Here is a 19,087-nt window from a genome sequence, read left to right as displayed (position 1 = left end):
GAGTCGGTCGCTGGGAAGGTGCAGTTGACGGCGGCCGCACGGTCTTGCGCTCGGTAAGGCAGCAGGAGCCGAGCACCTCGCGGCGGGTGCGGCTGTTGCGGGCCAGCAGTCGCTGGTAGGTCTCCCCACGTGCGGAGTCGTCCTGTACGAGTACCGGCCTCCGCGCCCGCCCCCATGCTCACGATCCGTCAGCTGTCGCCGCCTGTCGCCCCTTGGTGCTGGCTCGAGGAATCAGCCGGTGCGGTGCCCGGATCTCCATGCCCGGGACCGGGGTCGAGCTGCCGATCCGCTTGAGCAGTCGTTCCACCGCCGTCTCCGCGATCACCTTCTTGTCCGGGGAGACCGTGGTGACGGACGGATTGGAGTAGCGGCCGTCCTCGATGTCGTCGTAGCCGACGACGGCGACATCCTCGGGGACGCGCAGACCGCGGGAGGCGAGAGTGTGCAGGGCGCCCAGGGCGACCAGGTCGCTGTAGCAGAAGACCGCGTCGGGCGGTTCCTCCAAGTCGAGCAAGTGGGCCATGGCCGTCGCGCCGTCGGAGCGGTTGAAGCGTGGGGTGGAGACGACGAGTTCCTCGCGGACGGGCAGGCCGGCCCGCTCATGGGCCAGCCGGTAACCCCGGGTGCGCAGTTGGGCCGCTTCGCCGGTGCGGTAGGGCTGGTCGCCGATCGCGGCGACGCGGCGCCGACCGAGGCCGAGCAGATGCTCGGTCGCCTCCAGGGAGGCGGCCACGTCGTCGATGCCGACATGGTCGAAACCGCCGTCGCTCACCCGCTCGCCGAGCACGACGAGCGGCAGGCTCGGATCCCGTTCGGACAGGTCGGACTGGGCCAAGCCCAACGGGCTGAAGATGACACCGTCGAACAGCAGATGCTGGGAGCCCCGGCTGAGGAACAGCTTCTCGTGCTCGGCGTCACCGTCCGTCTGGTCGATCAGGACGTTGTAGCCCTGTACGCGGGCCGCGCGGATGATGCCCTGCAGCAGTTCGGCGAAGTACGGCGTGTCCAGGTACGGCACCACCACGGCGATCTGGCCCGAGCGCCCGGCGGCCAGGTTGCGGGCCAGCACATTGGGCCGGTAGCCGAGCTTGTCCACGGCCTGCTGAACCCGGGCCCGGGTGGCCTCGGAGACGGGCGCGTAGCCGTTGACCACATTGGACACAGTCCGGCTGGAGACGCCGGCGAGCTCCGCGACGTCGCGAAGTGTGACGCCCTTTGCCATATGCCACCTTCATCCCGGATGTCGGTTTCAGCGCTGAAATTTTCCCGAAGAGGTCTCCTGCGCCTCTTGCAGCGCGGCAACTTCTCGGTTAACACTTTTGCAGCGCTGCAGAGCGTAGCAGAAGGGCTTGATCCGCAGCGGATCGAGTACCCAGGGACCGTGGTGTCTTCGCGCCACGGACCGGATCCCCGAGAGCGATCACGGGGATGACCAGTAGGAGCCGCAGTGGGATCAGCAACCTCTCACGGGCCGGGGGCCGCACCCGCCCTGACAGGGCATCACTCTTTACTCACCGCGGTCTGAGCCGTCGTCCGGCGCGCCCGCCGCGCTGATCACCAAGCCGGCGCACCCCCTCACCGACGTCACGCACGCCCACCCTCCCGCGTCGACCGACGTCCGTCCGCCAGGATCCCGCGGCGGACAGCTCCACCCCCGAGCGGGCCGAGGCCTGTCGACGGCCCCCGGCCGATCCGGCGTGCTCCGAGTGCCCTCAGGCTCTCCGTGGTCCTTCCGCAGTCCTTGGTCCTTCGACGCGGGACGTCCTCGTGCCCGGCACACCCGCAGGTGCCTCCCCGCACATCTCCGTACCTCCGTCCTCCTGCCCTTTCGGGCACTCTCACCGTGGAGATCGCTCATGTCGTCCAGCAGAAAGCCCACCTCCCGTTCCCTTCGGCGCACCACGGTCGCGGCGACCTCCGCCGCCCTCGCCGGCGTGCTCCTCGCGGCCTGCGGTGGCGGGGGCGGCAGCGCCGGCAGCGCGCAGAGCGGCCCCGTGCACATCAAGGTGTGGGCCTGGTACCCGCAGTTCAAGCAAGTCGTGGCGGAGTTCAACAAGACCCACAAGGACGTCCAGGTCGACTGGGTCCAGGCCGGCGTCGGCCAGGACGAGTACACCAAGCTGAAGACCGCGCTGAAGGCCGGCCAGGGCGCCCCGGACGTCGTCATGCTGGAGTTCCAGGAGCTGCCCACCATCCAGCTCACCAAGGGCCTGCTCGACATGGGCAAGTACGGCGCGAACGCGGACAAGGACACGTACGTGGACTGGGCCTGGAAGCAGGCCTCCGACGGCGACCATGTCTACGCCATCCCGGTCGACGGCGGCCCGATGGCGATGATGTACCGGACCGACCTCTTCAAGAAGTACCACCTGAAGGTCCCCACGACCTGGGCGGAGTACAAGGAGGAGGCGGCCAAGCTGCACAAGGCCGACCCGAAGGCGTACATGACCGACTTCGGCAGCGACGAGACGGCCGCCGGCTGGCGCCAGGGCCTGATGTGGCAGGCCGGTTCCCGCCCCTACACGTACTCGGCGAGCAAGCTGCCGGACATCGGCGTGAAGCTGAACGACGACAACGCCAAGAAGGTGTACGACTACTGGGGCGACCTGGTCAAGAACAAGCTGGTCGACACCCAGTCGTACGCCACCACGGACTTCTACAACGGTCTCGGCACCGGCAAGTACGCCACCTACATCGCGGCCGGCTGGGGGCCGGGCTACCTCTCCAGCGTGGCCGCGAAGACCTCCGGCAAGTGGGCCGTCGCCCCGCTGCCGCAGTGGAACGCGGGCGACAACGCCCAGGGTGACTGGGGCGGTTCGAGCTTCTCGGTGACCTCGCAGACCAAGCACCCCAAGGAGGCCACCGAGGTCGCCCGGGAGCTCTTCGGCACCTCCCAGGCGGCCTGGAAGATCGGCATCGACCAGGCGTACCTCTTCCCGCTGTCCAAGCCGATCCTCAACGGGTCGTACTTCCAGGACAAGAAGTACGACTTCTTCGGCGGCCAGCAGATCAACAAGGTGTTCGTGCCCGCCGCGAACGGCATCGGGACCTTCGACTGGAGCCCGTTCCAGGATTATGCCTACAACACCGACACCGGTGAGGTGGGCAAGGCCCTCCAGGGCCAGACCCCCTGGTCGTCCGTCAACGACAACGTCCAGCAGAAGGTGACCTCCTACGCGGGCAAGCAGGGCTTCAAGGTCAGCCGGTAACCGGCCCGAAACCCCGCTCACCATGCCCTCGCCGGCGCGCCCGCGCCCGACAGCTCCGCCGCCGGCGGGGGCCCGCACGACGCGCAAGGAGAAGTGATGAGCCTGCTCCGACAGCAGGGATCCACCGCGACGGCACCGCCGAGTGCCGTCCCCGCGAGGGGGCTTCGCACTCCCATGGCGGGCCGGCGTCCCGGCGGGCTGTCCGCCCGCACCCGGCACAAGGGCATGGGCCTGCTGCTGGTCAGCCCGTTCCTCCTGCTCTTCCTGGCCTTCCTGGTGGCTCCGCTGGCGTACGCCTTCTGGCTGAGCCTGCGGACCTCCACCCTGGTCGGCGGCGACCACTTCAGCTGGTTCGCCAACTACAAGCAGACCTTCACCGACCCGCAGTTCCTGTCCGGCGTGCGCAGGGTGGCCGTCTTCGGTGTGGTGCAGATCCCGCTGATGCTCGGCCTCGCCCTGCTGGGCGCGCTGATCATCGACGAGGTGACGAGCAGGCTCGCCAAGGTCTTCCGGATGACCCTGTTCATGCCGTACGCCGTGCCCGCGGTGATCGGCGCCCTGATGTGGGGCTTCCTCTACAGCCCGACCTTCGGCCCGGTGAACTCGATCAGCGAGTCACTCGGTCTTGGGGAGGTCGACCTGCTGGGCCACGGCCTGATGCTGACCTCGCTCGGCAACATCGTGACCTGGCAGTGGACCGGCTACAACATGATCGTCCTGTACGCCGCCCTCCAGGGCCTGCCGCGCGAGGTCTACGAGGCGGCGAAGCTCGACGGCGCCGGCCAGCTCCAGACGGCCCTGCGCATCAAGGTCCCGATGATCTCCTCGGCGCTGGTGCTCACCCTGATGTTCACCCTCATCGGCACCCTGCAGTTCTTCACCGAGCCGCGGGTGCTGGAGCCGACCGCCTCCCAGGTGATCACCCCGGACTACACGCCGAACCTGTACGCATACAACCTGGCGTTCCAGTACTCGGAGTTCAACTACTCCGCCGCCATCTCCTTCTCTCTCGGAGCGGTGGTCTTCATCGGCTCCTACTTCTTCCTGTTCGCCACACGCAAGAGGAGCGGACTGAAGTGACCACCGTCGCCGCACCCGCCACCACCGCCCCCCGCCCGTCCGCCGCCCGCGGACGCGTCACCGCCAACGTGGTGATGGTGGCGATGATCCTGTACTTCCTGCTGCCGTTCTGGTGGCTGGTCGTAGCCGCCACCAAGGACAACGACGCGCTGTTCTCCACCGCCGCCCTGTGGTTCCACTCGCCGGGGGCCTTCGTCACCAACGTCCGGCAGCTGTTCACCTACAACGACGGCGAGTACCTGCGCTGGATGGGCAACACCGCCGTCTACGCGGGCGTGAGCGGGGTGGGCGCCACCGCCGTGGCGACCCTCGCGGGCTACGCCTTCGCCAAGTACCGCTTCCCCGGCCGGAACCTGCTCTTCTCCAGCCTCCTCGGCGCCATCATGGTGCCCGCCACCGCCCTGGCCATCCCCACCTACCTGTTGCTGAGCAAGGTCGCGCTGACCAACACCATGTGGGCGGTCATCCTGCCCCAGCTGCTCAATCCCTTCGGCGTCTACCTCGTACGGGTCTACGTCCAGGAGTCCCTGCCGGACGAGCTGCTGGAGGCGGCCCGGATGGACGGGGCCGGCGAGCTGCGCGTGCTGTGGTCGGTGGCGCTGCCGACTCTGAAGCCGGCCCTCGTCACCGTGCTGCTGTTCTCCATGGTCGGCACCTGGAACAACTTCTTCCTGCCGCTGGTGATGCTCAACAACGACAAGCTCTTCCCGCTCACCGTCGGCCTGCAGTCCTGGTACCAGGGAGCGCTGATCCAGTCCGGCGCCAACGCGCTGTTCACCCTCGTCATCGCGGGCTCCCTCGTGGCGATCCTGCCGCTGGTCGTCACCTTCCTCCTCCTCCAGCGGTACTGGCGCGGCGGTCTGACCGTCGGAAGCCTCAAGTGAGCCCAGCCCTCCCTCTCTTTCCCGCGCACCTTCCGGAGCGACCTTCATGCTGCACGCCTCCCTGACCGTCGACCCCGCCTTCCGCGTCGCCGACGTGAACCCCCGCACCTTCGGCTCGTTCGTCGAGCACATGGGCCGCTGCGTCTACACCGGCATCTACGAGCCCGGCCATCCGTACGCCGACGAGGACGGCCTGCGCCGTGACGTCCTTGACCTGGTGCGCGAGCTGGGCGTGACCGCTGTGCGCTATCCCGGCGGCAACTTCGTCTCCGGTTTCCGCTGGGAGGACAGCGTCGGCCCGGTCGCCGACCGCCCCACCCGCCTCGACCTCGCCTGGCACAGCACCGAGACCAACGCCTTCGGCCTGCACGAGTTCCACCGCTGGGCCGAGAAGGCCGGTGTCGAGCCCATGATGGCCGTCAACCTCGGCACCCGGGGCGTGGCGGAGGCCCTGGACCTGCTGGAGTACTGCAACCACCCGGGCGGCACCGCCTGGTCCGACCAGCGGATCAAGAACGGTGCCCCCGACCCCTTCGGCATCCGCATGTGGTGCCTGGGCAACGAGATGGACGGCCCCTGGCAGACCGGCCACAAAACCGCCCAGGAGTACGGTCGTATCGCCGCTGAGACCGCCCGAGCCATGCGCATGATCGACCCGAAGCTGGAACTGGTCGCCTGCGGCAGCTCCAGCTCGGCGATGCCGACCTTCGGCGCCTGGGAGGCCACCGTCCTGGAGGAGGCGTACGACCAGGTCGACTACATCTCCTGCCACGCCTACTACGAGGAACTCGACGGCGACCTCGGCAGCTTCCTGGCCTCCGGGGTCGACATGGACCACTTCGTCGAGTCGGTGGTCGCCACCGCCGACCACGCCCGGGCCAAGCTGCGCAGGAAGAAGCGGATCAACCTCTCCTTCGACGAGTGGAACGTCTGGTACAACACCCGCTTCGAAGCGCAGGAGAAGCCCACCGAGTGGGCCGTCGCCCCGCGTGTGATCGAGGACGAGTACAACGTCGCCGACGCCGTCGTCGTCGGCGGGCTGCTGATCAGCCTGCTGCGGCACAGCGACCGGGTCACCGCTGCCTGCCTCGCCCAGCTCGTCAACGTGATCGCCCCCATCCGCAGCGAGGCGGGCGGCCCGAGCTGGCGGCAGACCACCTTCCACCCCTTCGCCCAGGCGGCCAGGCACGCCCGCGGCACGGTCCTGAGGGTGGAGCCGGTCGCGCCGACGTATGAGACGAAACGTTTCGGCGAGGTCTCCGTCGTCGACGCCGTGGCCACACACCTCGCGGAGGCGGACGGCGCCGACGAGCTCACCGTCTTCGCTGTCAACCGGCACCGGAGCGAGAACGTCGAACTCGCCCTCGACCTAAGGGCGTTCCCCGGCTTCACACCGGTGGAGCACTCGGTGCTGAGCGACCCCGACATCCGCGCCGCCAACACCCAGGACGACCCCGACCGGGTCCGCCCGTACACCGCCGACACCGGTTCCGTCACCGACGGCCGCCTCACCGCGAGCCTGCCGCCCGTCTCCTGGAACGTCATCCGACTGCACCGCGCCGGCTGACCCACCCCCTCGGACACCCGCCGTTCCACCCCTCTTCCTCCTTCCCGGGGGTGCGGCGGGCCCCGCACCACCCCCTCTTCCCGGACATCCCTTGGGAGCCGCCCATGTCCACCACCAGGGAAGGCGCCGGATTCAGCGCCCTGCCCAGAAACCAGGCGATCACCCTGCTGCTGGCCCTGCTCGCAGCCGCCGTGGCCCTCGTCCTTCCCACCGCCGGCCAGGCGCACGCGATCTCCCGCGCCTCGCAGACGATGTACACCCCGCCATCGAACGCCCCGTCCCCCGGTTCGCTCTACCCGCGCGCTCTGCGCCTGCAGAACAGCGGATCCTCCAACGGCACCCTGCTCGCCACCTTCGAGCAGTACAGCTCGGGCACCCCCGTTTTCCCGATCTACCGCAGCACCGACAACGGCAACAGCTGGACGCAGATCTCCAGCATCAGCGACACCCACAACGGCTTCGGCAACCGCTACCAGCCGTTCCTTTACGAACTGCCCACGCAGATCGGCAGCTTCCCGGCCGGCACGATCCTCGCGGCCGGCAACTCCATTCCGAACGACCTGTCGTCCACCGAGCTGGACCTGTACGCGAGCACCGACCACGGCGTCAGCTGGACGTACGTCAGCTCCATCGCCAAGGGCGGCGAGGCCGACCCCACCAACGGCAAGACCCCGGTGTGGGAGCCGTTCCTGATGGTGTCCGGCTCGAAGCTGATCGTGTACTACTCCGACCAGCGTGACCCCGACTACGGCCAGAAGATCGTCCACCAGGTCTCCACGGACGGCGTGAACTGGGGCTCCGTGGTCGATGACGTGGCCACCTCGACGTACGGAGACCGGCCGGGCATGCCCGTGATCGCCAAGCTGCCCAACGGCAACTATGTGATGACGTACGAGTTCTGGGGCGCTCCCGAGGGCGGCTTCGCCGTCTACTACAAGATCTCCTCCAACCCGGAGGCGTTCGGCTCCGCCACCGCCATCCCGCTCAAGGCGACCGACGGCACCCAGCCCAAGAGCTCCCCGTACATCACCTGGCTGCCCACCGGCGGCGCCAACGGCACCCTGGTGGTCAGCGCCAACAGCAGCGACGACCTGTTCCTCAACACCCAGAACGGCGCCGCGAACACCTGGACGCGCATCGCCTCCACCGTCCCCGGCGGCTACAGCCGCGGCCTGCTCCCGCTGGCCGACGGCCACAGCCTGCTGGTCCTCAGCGGCGGCCACCTGACCAGCACCGGCCTCAACCCGATCACCTACGGCACGATCGACCTGGGCGGCGGCATCTCCGACGGTGCCACCTACACCATGTCCAACGCCAACAGCCACCTGATGCTGGCCATCGCGGGCGGCTCGACGACCAACGGCGTCAACGCCACCCAGCAGAACGCCGACAACGCCACCGACCAGCAGTGGAAGTTCGTCCAGCAGACGTCGGGCTACTTCAAGATCTTCAACGTGGCCAGCGGCAAGGTCCTGGGCGTGCAGAACCAGTCCACCGCCAACGGTGCCAAGGTCCTGCAGTGGGACGACAACGGCACCCTCGACCACGAGTGGGCGATCGCCCCGAACCCGGCGGGCGGTTTCACCGCCACCAACCGGATCAGCAGCAGGTACCTGGAGATCCCGGGCGCCTCCACCACCGTCGGCACCGCCGCCGGGCAGTGGTCCGACACCGGCTGCGCCTGCCAGCGCTGGAACCTCACCCAGACCGCCCTGCCCACCCTGTCCACCGGCCAGTACCGGCTGGTCAACAAGAACAGCGGCAAGTTCCTGGAGATCCCCGGCGCCTCCACCACGGCGGGCAGGCAGGCGGGCCAGTGGGTGAACACCGCCAACAACTGCCAGCTGTGGACGTTCCCGTCGCAGAGCGGCGGGGCGTGGACCGTGAAGAACGTCAACAGCGGTCTGTTCCTCGACAACAGCGGCTCGACGTCGTCAGGAGCAGCCGTCGTCCAGAGCGCGTCGTCGGGCGCGAGCTCCCAGAAGTGGACGCTCACCGATGCGGGAGGCGGCTACTACAAGCTCGTCAACTCCGCCAGCGGCCTGGTGGCGGACGTCGCATCCGCCTCCACCGCCAACGGCGCGCTGATCGTCCAGTCGGCGGACAACGGCGCCGATGACGAACTGTGGCAGGTCGTGCGGGTCAACTGACCCGCCAGGGGGCCCGGCCCCGGCCTGGCCCCCAAACACTCGGACCACCACGGCACGGCCGGACAGGGTTCCGAGGTCGACGCCTACGACACAGCGTTCTTCAGACACGGGCGAAACGCGTACACACAACGATTTCGGCCCTGCCACACGCGCGGCAGGGCCGGAACCCGAGATCTTCACGAGCCTTCTAGTCGAAGGTGATGGTGTCGCTGAGGGCGATCTTGCCCTCGCCCGACTTGTTCCACGCCGCGACCATCACGATGTAGTCACCCGCCGGCATCCTCGGGAAGCCGGCGATGGTCGCGGTCCCGGAGACGCTGAAGCTCTTGACGATGCCGATCGCCGCGTTCTTGCTCCACAGGTAGACGGCGTATGCGGTGATCCCGTCGCTGTGGTCCCCGGTGGGCGGGTCCCACTGCACGACGCCACCGCCGGGACCTGCCCCGGCGTCCACGTTCCTCGGATAATCGGGCGTGGTCGGCCGGGCGGTGCCACCGGTGATGCCCGACCAGGCCGACTTGACGGTGTCCCCGGAGGCCGCGCGGACGCGGAGTTCGTACCGGTGGCCCGCGAAGATCTGGCCGTAGTACTGGCGGCTCATGTCCCACCGGTTGGCCACGGGGAAGGCCCACCGCCACTCCCCGTCCGGGTCCGCGGTGATGTCGCGCCACTGCACCTGATAGCCGTGCACGCCGAACACCTTGTCCCAGGTGAGGGTGACGCCCTGCCGGGTGCCGTCGAACTTCACATTCTTCGGGGTGCCGACGACCCGCTCGGCCACCTCGACCGGGTCGGCCGGCAGAGCGGTGCCGACACCGAACTCGTCGTGCAGTGTGGTGGCGAAGGCGCGCGCGATGCGGTACTCCCCGAGGTTGTTGGGGTGCAGCCCGTCGTAGGTGGTGTCGCAGGAGGTGGCGGAGGGGTCACAGCCCATCGCTTTGTCGATATCAGCGATGGCCACCGGAGAAGCAGGGGTGCTCCACTCCTTCACCCGCTCGCTGAGCGCGGCGTTGTAGGCACGGGTCCGCTTCCCGAGTTCCGGGTTGGCGCTGCCCAGGGTGGTGCGCTGAGGGACGTTGGCGAGCACGAGATGGACGTCGGGGTTGGCCTTACGGGCATTGTCGATGAATTGCTTCATCCTCTCGGTCAGGTCGGCACCCGCGCCGAGCCAGCCGATGTCATTGAAGCCCAGCTCGACCAGAAGCACATCCGGGAGCTGCCCTCGGGCCTTCATGTCCTCCATGACCGGTTTGATGGTCGGGACGTTCTGCTCCAGCCGACGGCCCCACATCGCGTAGTGCCCCGTACCGCTGTTCAGGAAGGCGGCCTCCACCCCCCGGGCATACTCACCCCGGGGGGTGCTGGGGCCCGTCCCCGAGGGCGGCTCGTCCTCCAGCGGCGGGGGCGGCTTGGGCGCCTCGGGCTTGTCCGGTGCCACGGTGCCGTTCAGCGGCCCGACGAACTGCGCGCCCCAGTCCTGGTCCCGGGACCACTGCCACAGGCGGTAGCGCCAGGTGTAGTCGCCCTCGAAGCCGTTGCTGATCGAGTCGCCGACCACCATGACCGTGCTCAGCGCGCTCACCGGCGGCGGACCCCACTCGGCGATGCCGTCCGGCAGCAGTGAGGCGATCTCCTCCGCCCGCTCGGCGACCCAGTTGGCGGCGGTCCGCGCCCAGGAGATCGCCACGTTGCGCAGCGCGGTCTTGTAGGCGTTCAGCAGACCGGGGACCGCCTTCTCGATCCACGCCAGCATCCGGGCCTGGGCGTGCGACCAGAACGCCTTCTTCAGTGCGTCCAGGAAGGTCTTCGTATACGCCTTGGAGCTCCCGAGTTCATGGTTGAAGACCTGGGTGAGCAGACCCCGGATCAGATTTCCGGTGAAGCTGCCGAGCGTGGGGCAGGCGATGGCCAGCTCCGGGAAGAACATCAGGCAGTAGCCGGTGGTCTGGTAGGTCACCAGATAGCCCATGCCCCAGGCGAAGAAGTACTGCTTCCAGCTCTCGGCGGTCTGCACCTCCGAGGCCGGGACGGTGAGGGAGAGGCTGGTGTCGCCCTCGATCCGCACCGTGCCGTCGAAGTCCAGCCGCTCCGCCTTAGGGTCATCGGAGATGCCCACCGGGTACTTCTCCAACTGGTCCCGGATCGTGTCGCTGAGGAGAGGGTTGCGCTCCGCGTCCTCATCGATCCGCCGCTGCACCCCCTTCCGGTCGAAGCCGACCCCCGCGTCGAGTTCGAGCCGGAGGTCCCCGTCCGCCTCGGTCACCATCGAGGCCCCGGGCGCACCGGAAGCGTTCAGCGCCAGAAGCCCGGGCTGTCCTGCCTGTTTCGACGCCACCGCCCGCGCTTCGCTGAGCCCGGCGGCCGGCCCGGCCACCCCGCCGACCAGTAGCGCCAGCGCGGTCGCGAACAACACGAGCGCATCCGCCCCGAAGCCCCGCGTCCCGCTCGGGCGCAGTCCCTTTCTCCGTAATCGTCGCCGCATGCCGTCGTCTGCTCCGTCCGGTTCACCACCCGCCGAGTACGGGTGTGCGCGCGGCCTGAAGACCCTTCCCCGGCCCCGCGCACCCCAAGACCCGGAAGGCGGCGGGAAGGTTGCGCACCCGGGCGGCGAAAGATCTTTCAGTCGGGAGGAGCCGCGCCTGTCGGCTCTGGTTGTACGCGGGGGCTGGTTGCGCCGCTGGAGCGGAAGAACGGCTGGACATTGGCGGAGGAGGCCGGGCATGCGGGCCCGGACCGGACCAGCGGGCCGAGACGTTCAGCCTCGGCCCGATCGGTGACGGGCGTGACGCCCGGTTCGGTTCCTCCGGCTCCCACGGTGAACCCCGCTCCGTGCCCCGGACCCGGGTCGGCACGACGCTGTTCCTGGCCACGGTGCTCGCCAAGGGGTCCCGACAGGCCCGTCCTCCGTTCGTCGCCTGGCGTCAGATCATGGCGAAAGCCTGGCGGTACTCGCTCGGTGTGGTCCCCGTGGTGCGACGGAAGTGCTGTCGGAAGTTCGCCGGGGTGCCGAGGCCGCAGACCTGACTGATGTGGCTGATGGTGGCGTCGGTGGTTTCGAGGAGTTCGCGGGCCCGGTCGACGCGGGCCGTGTTGAGCCACTTGATAGGGGTGGTGCCGGTCTCGGCCGCGAAGCTGCGCACGAAGGTCCGGGTGGATTGCCGGGCGTGTGCGGCCAGGTCGGCGACCGTCAGTGGCTGGTCAAGGCGGGACAGCGCCCATTCCAGAGTCGGGCCGAGGCCGGTCCGGCTCGGCGGTGCCGGCGGCCTTTTGATGAACTGCGCCTGTCCGCCTTCCCGATGCGGCGCGGCGACGATCTCTCGTGCCACCGCGTTCGCGACGGCCGTCCCGTGGTCGCGGCGCAGGAGGTGCAGGCACAGGTCGATGCCGCTGGCCACGCCTGCGGAGGTGAGGACGTCTCCGGCGTCGACGTAGAGCGCGTCGGGGTCGACCTCGACCTGCGGATGGAGGCGGGCGAGCTCGTCGGCGTAACGCCAGTGTGTCGTCGCGCGTCTCCCGTCGAGCAACCCCGCGGCGGCGAGTGCGAACGCTCCTGTGCAGATCGAGGCGGTGCGGGCGCCGTTGCGGTGTGCCTGGCGCAGTGCCGCCACCGCGTCGTCCCGTGAGCCGTCGAGGTACCCGCGGAAGGCGGGCACGATCACGGTGTCCGCGTCGCGGACCGCGTCGAGACCGTGCGTGGCGAGCAGGGGCCACCCCTTGTCGGTTTCGACGGGACCCGGGGCGCGGCCGCAGAGCATCACCTCGTAAGGCAGTGCCGGCAGACCGAGGATGTGGAACGGCATGCCGACCTCCATCGGCAGTACTCCGTCGAGTGCAAGCACCGCGACGCGATGCCGCCGGGCAGGGCGTTGTGATGTCAGCGAAACGGCCACGGCAGAAATCTATCGGCAGTCGCGTCTCATGCCACTTGTGGGTGTGACGGCGGCCCCGGAACGATCAAGTGATCCGGGTCCGACCCCGTGTCGAACCATCCCGTTCGCTCTCCAGGAGACGCCAGAACCATGACCGACGTACTGCCCTATCGAGTCACCGTGCTGTTCTTCGAGGACGTCGAGCCGTTGGACGCCGTCGGCCCCTGGGAGACCTTCCGGCTCTGGCAGGAGTTGACCGAACGGGACGTGGTCGTCCGTAGCGCGAGCATCGACGGCGCACCGGTGCGGTGCGGCCTGGGGCTGACGGTCACGCCCGACGGCGCCGTCGACGACGGGCCGAGGCCGGACCTCCTCGTTCACCCCGGCGGTGCCGGGACCGATCTCCTCCAGACCGACCGGACGCACCTGTCACGCCTGCGGGCTCTCGCGGACGAAGGCACGCTCATGGCGTCCGTCTGCAACGGCGCGCTGGTCCTCGCGGCGGCGGGACTTCTCACGGGGCTCAGCGCGACCTCCCACTGGAGCGTTCTCGACGACCTCGCGTCGCGGTATCCGGACGTCGATGTGCTCACCGGGCAGCGTTGGGTCGATGCTGGGCACATCGTGACCAGCGCGGGCGTGTCCGCCGGGATCGACATGTCGCTTCACCTCGTCGAACGTCTCGAAGGCGCGGAGATGGCCCGGCAGGTGGCTCACGTGATGGAGTATCCGTGGCCGCATGAGACCCCCTGACCGTGTACTCGGCGAAGTGCTCAGGCAGGTACTGAGGAACGGACTCTGCCTCAGGTTCTGAGGACGGTCCGGGTTCGAGGAAGGCCGAGTTCCGCACGGCCTCACCCGGCTCGCTCGACCAGCTGACCCACCGCGGAGGTTCGCCCCCCCCCGTGCGTGACTGTCGTGAAGCGACGGACGCGCTCGGCTGTGGTGCCGTTCGGAGCGGGAGGCCGGGACTGCCCCGGGGCGCCCGCCAAACGATCCCCAACTGCCGGGAACTCACGGCTACTTCGCCTCGACTACTGCAACAGAGAACCCTTCAGCCCATGAGCACATTCCTTGCGCAAGGAGCCCGCATGTCGATGAAACGGCCGGTCGCCACCGTCCTGGCCGCAGCCCTGTGCCTCCTCACGGCGGCATGCGGCTCCTCGTCCGACGGCAAGGCGAGCGACACCACGACCGAGGCTGCGGCCTCGAGGACCGGCTACCCGGTGACCCTCGACAACTGCGGCGAGAAGCAGACCTTCGAGAAGGCCCCCAGCCGGGTCGTCGTCATGAACGGCGCCTCCGTGGCCGAGGTCTCCACGCTCCTCGCCCTCGGCCTCCAGGACAGGATCGTCGCCAACCGGCAGAACTACGGCATGTCCGAGGTCCCGGGCCGGGCCGCCGCCATCAAGAAGCTGCCCACGGGGGATGTCAAGGTCAACGAGGCGTACGACATTCCCCGCGAGGCCATGCTCGGTCTGCGCCCCGATCTCGTCCTGTCCGTCACCACGTACGGCTTCGACCAGAAGAACGGCTTCGCCACCCGCGAGCAGCTGAAGCAGGTGGGAGCGGGCAGCTACGTCTCCCCGCAGGGCTGCGACGACAACCCTTCCAGGATGACCGTCGCCGACAGCCACCAGCTGCTGCGCGACATGGGCAAGATCTTCAACGTCAGTGACAAGGCCGAGGAGTTGATCGCCTCCTCCGAGAAGAGCATCGCGGCGGTCTCCGAGAAGGTCACGGGAAAGAAGAAGCCGAAGGTCATGGTGCTCTTCTCCAACATGGCCATGGGCGGCAACGACTTCAGCTCGGTCTTCGCCCACGGGATCGTCAACGACATCCTCGCCAAGGCCGGCGCTTCCAACGCCTTCGAGGACGCCGCCGAGACCACCTTCGCCGACCTGAGCAAGGAGAAGGTGGCGGCCACCGACGTCGACGCCCTCGTCGTCATCAGCTACAACGATCCCGACCCGGCGGCCTACGCCCAGAAACTGTTCAAGGAGTTCCCCCAGTGGCCCGCCGCCAGGAACAACACGTACGTGACGCTGTCCGACTCGATGTACCTCGGCCCCAGCAACGACCGGGCCGTGGAGAAAATCGCGAAAATGCTGCACCCCGACGCGCTCTGAGCCGGATCAAGGTTCCGCTGGCGTTCACGCTCCTGCCGATCGCGCTGGCCGCCACGATGATCGTGGCGATCAGTGTCGGCGCTGTCGACGTCCCCGTCGGGGAGGTGTGGGGGATCGTCCTCCACCATGTCACCGGCGCGGGAACGGCGCCCTCCGACCCCGCACTCGACCAGATCGTCTGGAACTTCCGCACCCCCCGGGTGGTCCTGGCGGCCGTGGTCGGCGCGGGCCTGGCGGTGTCCGGGGCGGTGCTTCAGACGGTGGTGTCCAACCCGCTGGCCGACCCCATCGTGCTGGGCTTCTCCTACGGCGCCACGCTCGGCGCGGTCCTCGTCATCACCCTGGGCGGCGGCGCCGCGCTCGCCGGGCTCGGGGTGTCGGCGGCGGCCTTCCTCGGCGCGGTGGCCGCCGGCGCGCTGGTCTTCGCCCTCGGACAGCGCCGGGGACGGATGGCCCCGACCAGGCTGGTGCTCGCGGGCGTCGCCGTGGGATACGTCTTCCTCTCCGCGACCAGCTACGTCCAGCTCCAGGCGACCCCCACCGAGCTACGGACGGTGATGTTCTGGATGCTGGGCAGCGTCTCGGGCGCCCAGTGGGACCAACTGCCCACCGTCACCGTGGTCGTTCTCGCCACGACCACCCTGATGTCCCTGTTCGGCCGCCGCCTCAACGTGCTCCTGGCCGGCGACGAGTCCGCCACAGCGCTCGGCGTCGACGTCAACCGGCTGCGCGCCCTCCTGCTGGTCCTCAGCGCGCTGCTGACCGGCACGGTCATCGCGGTCGCGGGCAGCATCGGCTTCGTCGGCCTGATGATCCCGCACCTGGTGCGGCTGACCATCGGAGCCGACCACCGCCGACTGCTGCCCCTGACGGCGCTGCTGGGCGCCGTCTACCTGGTCCTCGTCGACCTGCTCTCCCGCACCCTCGACCGCCCGAACGAACTGCCCCTGGGCATCCTCACCGCCCTGCTCGGCGCTCCCTTCTTCCTGTGGCTGCTGCGCCACAACAAGGGGCTGGACTGAAGCATGAACCTCACCATCGACCGGCTCCACGTCACCCTGGACCGCAACCCGATCCTCAGGGACGTGAGCCTTGAGGCCCGCAAAGGCGACATCGTCGGCCTCGTCGGCCCCAACGGCAGCGGCAAATCGACCTTGCTGCGGACCGTCTACCGCTCACTGCGCCCCGTGGACGGGGCTGTCCGGGTGGGCGAGGACGACGTGTGGCAGTTGTCCCCCCGCGCTGCGGCCCGCCGAACGGCGGCCGTACTCCAGGATGCGGGCGGCGACACCACCGGTCTGACGGTCAGCGAGATCGTGGCCCTCGGCCGCGCCCCCCACCACAGCCTGCTCGGCCGCGACGGACCCGAGGACCACGAAGCCGTCTCCGACGCCATCGACCGCTGCGGCGTACGGTCATTCGCGGACCGCGACTACGCGTCCCTGTCCGGCGGTGAACGCCAACGCGTCCTGCTGGCCCGGGCATTGGCCCAAAACCCACGGCTTCTCGTGCTGGACGAGCTCACCAACCATCTCGACATCCGGGCCCGGTTCGAGCTCCTGGACCTGATCCGGGCCACCGGTGTCACCACCCTCGCCGTCCTGCACGACCTCGACCTCGCCGCCCGCCTCTGCGACCTCGTCGTCGTCCTGAGCGAAGGAGCCGTGGCGGCGGCGGGACCCGTACTGGAGGTGCTCACCCCGGATCTCCTCGCCGACGTCTTCGGCGTCAACGCGAGCACCGAACGGCACGCCGACGGTGTCATCCGCATCACCTACGCGGCCCAACCTCTGGCGCATGGTGGGAGCCCGGAAGACGACGCCGCCCGCCACGCCGAAACCGCCGACCTCTGAAGCCACCCGATGCAGGGCCACCGTCGCGGAGGTGCCGCGGTCATCCCGGCGGCCCCGCCACGGCGGCGAGACAGCCGAGGCCACGGGGCAGGCCGGCGCTGTGGTCGGGCGGTCCAGTGCGCCGGCCTTGGCCTGGACGACGAGGTCGGCGAACTGCGGACACCCGCAGTCGCAGTTCGTCGCTCCGCCGTGCGGATGCGCTGCGGCACCTCATGGATACCCGGCGCTCGACCCGTGTGAAGCGAGCCGACAGCCAGGGCAGCACATCACGCACGTCGGAGGGAACTCAACCGAGTCCGCGATGGGCGGCCCACAACGTTCCGGCGCGGCCGGCCGCCTCGGCGACCAGAGCCGCCAGTTCTGGTTCGTCGGGGACCGGGAACGAGACATATGTGCCCCGACCACCGCCCACTGGTCGGCCATAGGCTTTCGCGGCGAGGTGACCGTCCGGGAGAAGTCGGATGTTGAGTGTGGTCAGTTGGAACTCCTCACCACGTCGAGTGTCCGTCCAGCGGAGCGCCTGCGGGATCGTGACGTTGATCGCCAGAGCACTCACTTCCAGGTCGCTGCTCATCGACGGATGATCTCACGCACGTCGCCCAGGCGGCGGGCGAAGCAGGCAGTGGAGCGTGCTGATCACGGCTTGAGCCAGAGCCGGGTCGAGACCACCGGTGACGGTGCCGTGGAAGACGATTAGGCTGCGGGCTGCTCGGAGTGATCGCCGCTCCCTCATCGAACTGGACGCAGATGCCCACCGCCGGCCCGCCCCCCGTAACCGACCGCCTGGACCCGCAGGAGATGGTCGTACTCCACCGTGTCTTCCGCCGCGAGATACCGCTCCTGGCCGGCCTGGTCGAAGCCGCCGCTCCCGGCGACAGGCAACGCACCTCCACACTCGCCGACCACCTGGACCTGGTCCTCGGCGCCCTGGCTGAACACCACGAGGGCGAGGACGACCTGTTGTGGCCCAAACTGCGCGAGCGTGCCGTCCCAGGCGCCGATGTCATCGCCCGCATGGCTGAGCAGCACGAAGCCATCGCCGGCGCGCTCAACGCGGTCACGGACCTGTCGCACCAATGGCGCATGCGGCCCGACCGCGACACTGCCCTCCGCCTCGCCGAGTCCCTGCGCGCGCTGGACCGGCACACCACGGTCCACATGGACGACGAAGAGGAACACCTCCTGCCCTTGATGGCCGACCACATCACGCCCCGTGAATGGTCACAGGTCGGCGAACGCGGGCGCCGTAGCGTTCCCAAGTCAAAGCTCCTGATCTTCCTCGGCGCGATCCTCGAAGACGCGACGGCGCGGGAACGCCACCTGTTCCTCTCGCAGATGCCCGCCCCTGCCCGCCTGCTCTGGCGTACCATCGGCACCCGCCTCTACGACCGCACCACCACCCGCGTCCGCCGAAGCAGCGACCACGCCCCGGTGAAACGGACCTGACAGGTCGTCCGGTCGAGCACGGTGCAGGGGTCCGTCGGTGTGCCGCAGAGCGCGGAGTCGGCGTCGTGGGTGCCGTCGCCGGCGGGTTCGGGTGACCGCATGTGCCGTCGTCGAGGCGACGGGCCCCGGGCCGGCCGACGGTCGCGACCTCGCGCAGGATGCCGGTCTCGTCGGCGGTGCCGACCGGAAGATCTGACCGGCGGGTGGCGGCGGTGCCAGGTCCGCACGAACTCTTCGCCCGGCGTGGGCGGACCGGCAGGATGTGCGGCGGTGCGTCGCTGGACGGGCGAGCCGTCGCACCGCGGAACGCAGGCGATCTTCGTGGCAGCGCCCCTCGCGCCCGGGGTCTCGCTGCCCACCTGACCGTCAGTGGGACTCGGATGTGGGTCTCGCGGCGGGGCCTGGGGCTGCCAAGACCTCGCTGGGTGTGCCGATGTCGTGTCCGCAGGCGCAGGTCACCGCCGTCCGGACCGGGCTGCCGCAGTCGCGGTGGAGCAAGGAGAGCGTGGAGGCGCCGTCCGGGACGATCCAGTGCTCGGCCCAGTTGTGCAGAGCGATCAGGATGGGCAGCAGGGCGCGGCCCTTGTCCGTGAGGCGGTACTCGTCGCGTCCGCGCGCACCGGGAGCCCGATAGCGGGTCTTCTCCAGAATGCCGTCGGCGACGAGGTCCCTCAGGCGGGCGGACAGCACGCTCGGGCTGATGCCGCAGTGGCGCTCGAAGTCGTCGAAGCGGCGGGTGCCGTAGTAGGCCTCCCTGATGATCACGCCGGTGGTCCGAGGGCTGAGGGACCGTAGGGCGAGATTGATCGAGTCGGGTTCGATGTCCCACGCGTCCCGCTGCCACCGCTGGGGGTGGCCCTCAGTCACTGCTTCGGCTTCGTCGCTCACGTGTCCCTCTCC

General features: G+C 69.2%; 15 protein-coding genes and 1 pseudogene. 11 read left to right on the top strand and 5 right to left on the bottom strand.

Translation table 11 applies throughout. The features are described from left to right. Positions 1-178: 178 nt before the first annotated feature. Entirely contained in the window at positions 179-1,222 is a 1,044-nt protein-coding gene (locus ACIRS4_RS03010) for a LacI family DNA-binding transcriptional regulator (RefSeq protein ID WP_404189045.1), read from the bottom strand. A 634-nt stretch (positions 1,223-1,856) separates the two neighbouring features. On the opposite strand from ACIRS4_RS03010, the gene ACIRS4_RS03005 reads away from it, so the two are divergent. The 5 genes from ACIRS4_RS03005 (at position 1,857) to ACIRS4_RS02985 (ending at position 8,890) form a co-directional block, all read left to right on the top strand. Beyond that, complete coding sequence (locus tag ACIRS4_RS03005; protein ID WP_404189042.1) at positions 1,857-3,209, top strand: ABC transporter substrate-binding protein; 1,353 nt, start codon at positions 1,857-1,859, stop codon at positions 3,207-3,209. Positions 3,210-3,305: 96 nt separating this feature from the next. After that, on the top strand, positions 3,306-4,289 hold the full coding sequence (locus ACIRS4_RS03000) for a carbohydrate ABC transporter permease (protein ID WP_404189040.1): 984 nt from the start codon (positions 3,306-3,308) through the stop codon (positions 4,287-4,289). Next, entirely contained in the window at positions 4,286-5,173 is an 888-nt protein-coding gene (locus ACIRS4_RS02995) for a carbohydrate ABC transporter permease (protein WP_404189037.1), read from the top strand. Before ACIRS4_RS03000 ends, ACIRS4_RS02995 begins: the two co-directional genes overlap by 4 nt. Before the next feature lie 46 nt (positions 5,174-5,219). After that, entirely contained in the window at positions 5,220-6,740 is a 1,521-nt protein-coding gene (locus ACIRS4_RS02990) for an alpha-N-arabinofuranosidase (RefSeq protein ID WP_404189034.1), read from the top strand. A 104-nt stretch (positions 6,741-6,844) separates the two neighbouring features. Continuing rightward, positions 6,845-8,890, top strand: coding sequence for an RICIN domain-containing protein (locus ACIRS4_RS02985; protein ID WP_404189031.1), 2,046 nt, complete (start codon positions 6,845-6,847; stop codon positions 8,888-8,890). A gap of 187 nt (positions 8,891-9,077) precedes the next feature. Here the strand turns inward: ACIRS4_RS02985 and ACIRS4_RS02980 are convergent, their stop codons facing one another. Continuing rightward, on the bottom strand, positions 9,078-11,303 hold the full coding sequence (locus ACIRS4_RS02980) for a GDSL-type esterase/lipase family protein (RefSeq protein ID WP_404189029.1): 2,226 nt from the start codon (positions 11,301-11,303) through the stop codon (positions 9,078-9,080). 205 nt (positions 11,304-11,508) lie between these two features. On the opposite strand from ACIRS4_RS02980, the pseudogene ACIRS4_RS02975 reads away from it, so the two are divergent. Beyond that, positions 11,509-11,627 (top strand): annotated as a pseudogene (locus ACIRS4_RS02975) (IS701 family transposase); the annotation flags it as partial. 184 nt (positions 11,628-11,811) lie between these two features. Here the strand turns inward: ACIRS4_RS02975 and ACIRS4_RS02970 are convergent. Continuing rightward, on the bottom strand, positions 11,812-12,780 hold the full coding sequence (locus ACIRS4_RS02970) for a GlxA family transcriptional regulator (protein WP_404189026.1): 969 nt from the start codon (positions 12,778-12,780) through the stop codon (positions 11,812-11,814). Positions 12,781-12,909: 129 nt separating this feature from the next. Here ACIRS4_RS02970 and ACIRS4_RS02965 point away from each other — a divergent pair, with 129 nt between their 5' ends. From ACIRS4_RS02965 to ACIRS4_RS02950, 4 genes are all read left to right on the top strand, one after another. Continuing rightward, on the top strand, positions 12,910-13,512 hold the full coding sequence (locus ACIRS4_RS02965) for a DJ-1/PfpI family protein (protein ID WP_404189023.1): 603 nt from the start codon (positions 12,910-12,912) through the stop codon (positions 13,510-13,512). A 338-nt stretch (positions 13,513-13,850) separates the two neighbouring features. Continuing rightward, a complete protein-coding gene (locus ACIRS4_RS02960) occupies positions 13,851-14,888 on the top strand; it encodes an ABC transporter substrate-binding protein (RefSeq protein ID WP_404189021.1) in 1,038 nt (345 codons plus the stop codon). Positions 14,889-14,944: 56 nt separating this feature from the next. Then, positions 14,945-15,910 carry a FecCD family ABC transporter permease gene (locus tag ACIRS4_RS02955; protein WP_404189019.1) on the top strand — a complete coding sequence of 322 codons (966 nt, stop codon included), beginning with the start codon at positions 14,945-14,947 and terminating at the stop codon, positions 15,908-15,910. 3 nt (positions 15,911-15,913) lie between these two features. Further along, positions 15,914-16,741, top strand: coding sequence for an ABC transporter ATP-binding protein (locus ACIRS4_RS02950; protein WP_404189016.1), 828 nt, complete (start codon positions 15,914-15,916; stop codon positions 16,739-16,741). Positions 16,742-17,027: 286 nt separating this feature from the next. Here ACIRS4_RS02950 and ACIRS4_RS02945 read toward each other — a convergent pair whose 3' ends face one another. Then, on the bottom strand, positions 17,028-17,315 hold the full coding sequence (locus tag ACIRS4_RS02945) for a hypothetical protein (protein WP_404189014.1): 288 nt from the start codon (positions 17,313-17,315) through the stop codon (positions 17,028-17,030). A 173-nt stretch (positions 17,316-17,488) separates the two neighbouring features. On the opposite strand from ACIRS4_RS02945, the gene ACIRS4_RS02940 reads away from it, so the two are divergent. Beyond that, entirely contained in the window at positions 17,489-18,187 is a 699-nt protein-coding gene (locus ACIRS4_RS02940) for a hemerythrin domain-containing protein (protein ID WP_404189011.1), read from the top strand. Positions 18,188-18,553: 366 nt separating this feature from the next. Here the strand turns inward: ACIRS4_RS02940 and ACIRS4_RS02935 are convergent, their stop codons facing one another. Then, entirely contained in the window at positions 18,554-19,075 is a 522-nt protein-coding gene (locus tag ACIRS4_RS02935) for a winged helix-turn-helix transcriptional regulator (protein WP_404189008.1), read from the bottom strand. Positions 19,076-19,087 lie beyond the last annotated feature (12 nt).

The sequence above is a fragment of the Streptomyces sp. NPDC101166 genome, from assembly GCF_044768125.1.
Classification (GTDB): Bacteria; Actinomycetota; Actinomycetes; order Streptomycetales; family Streptomycetaceae; genus Streptomyces.
Note: the sequence above shows the minus strand (reverse complement) of the source record. Positions and strands in the feature narration are given on the sequence as shown.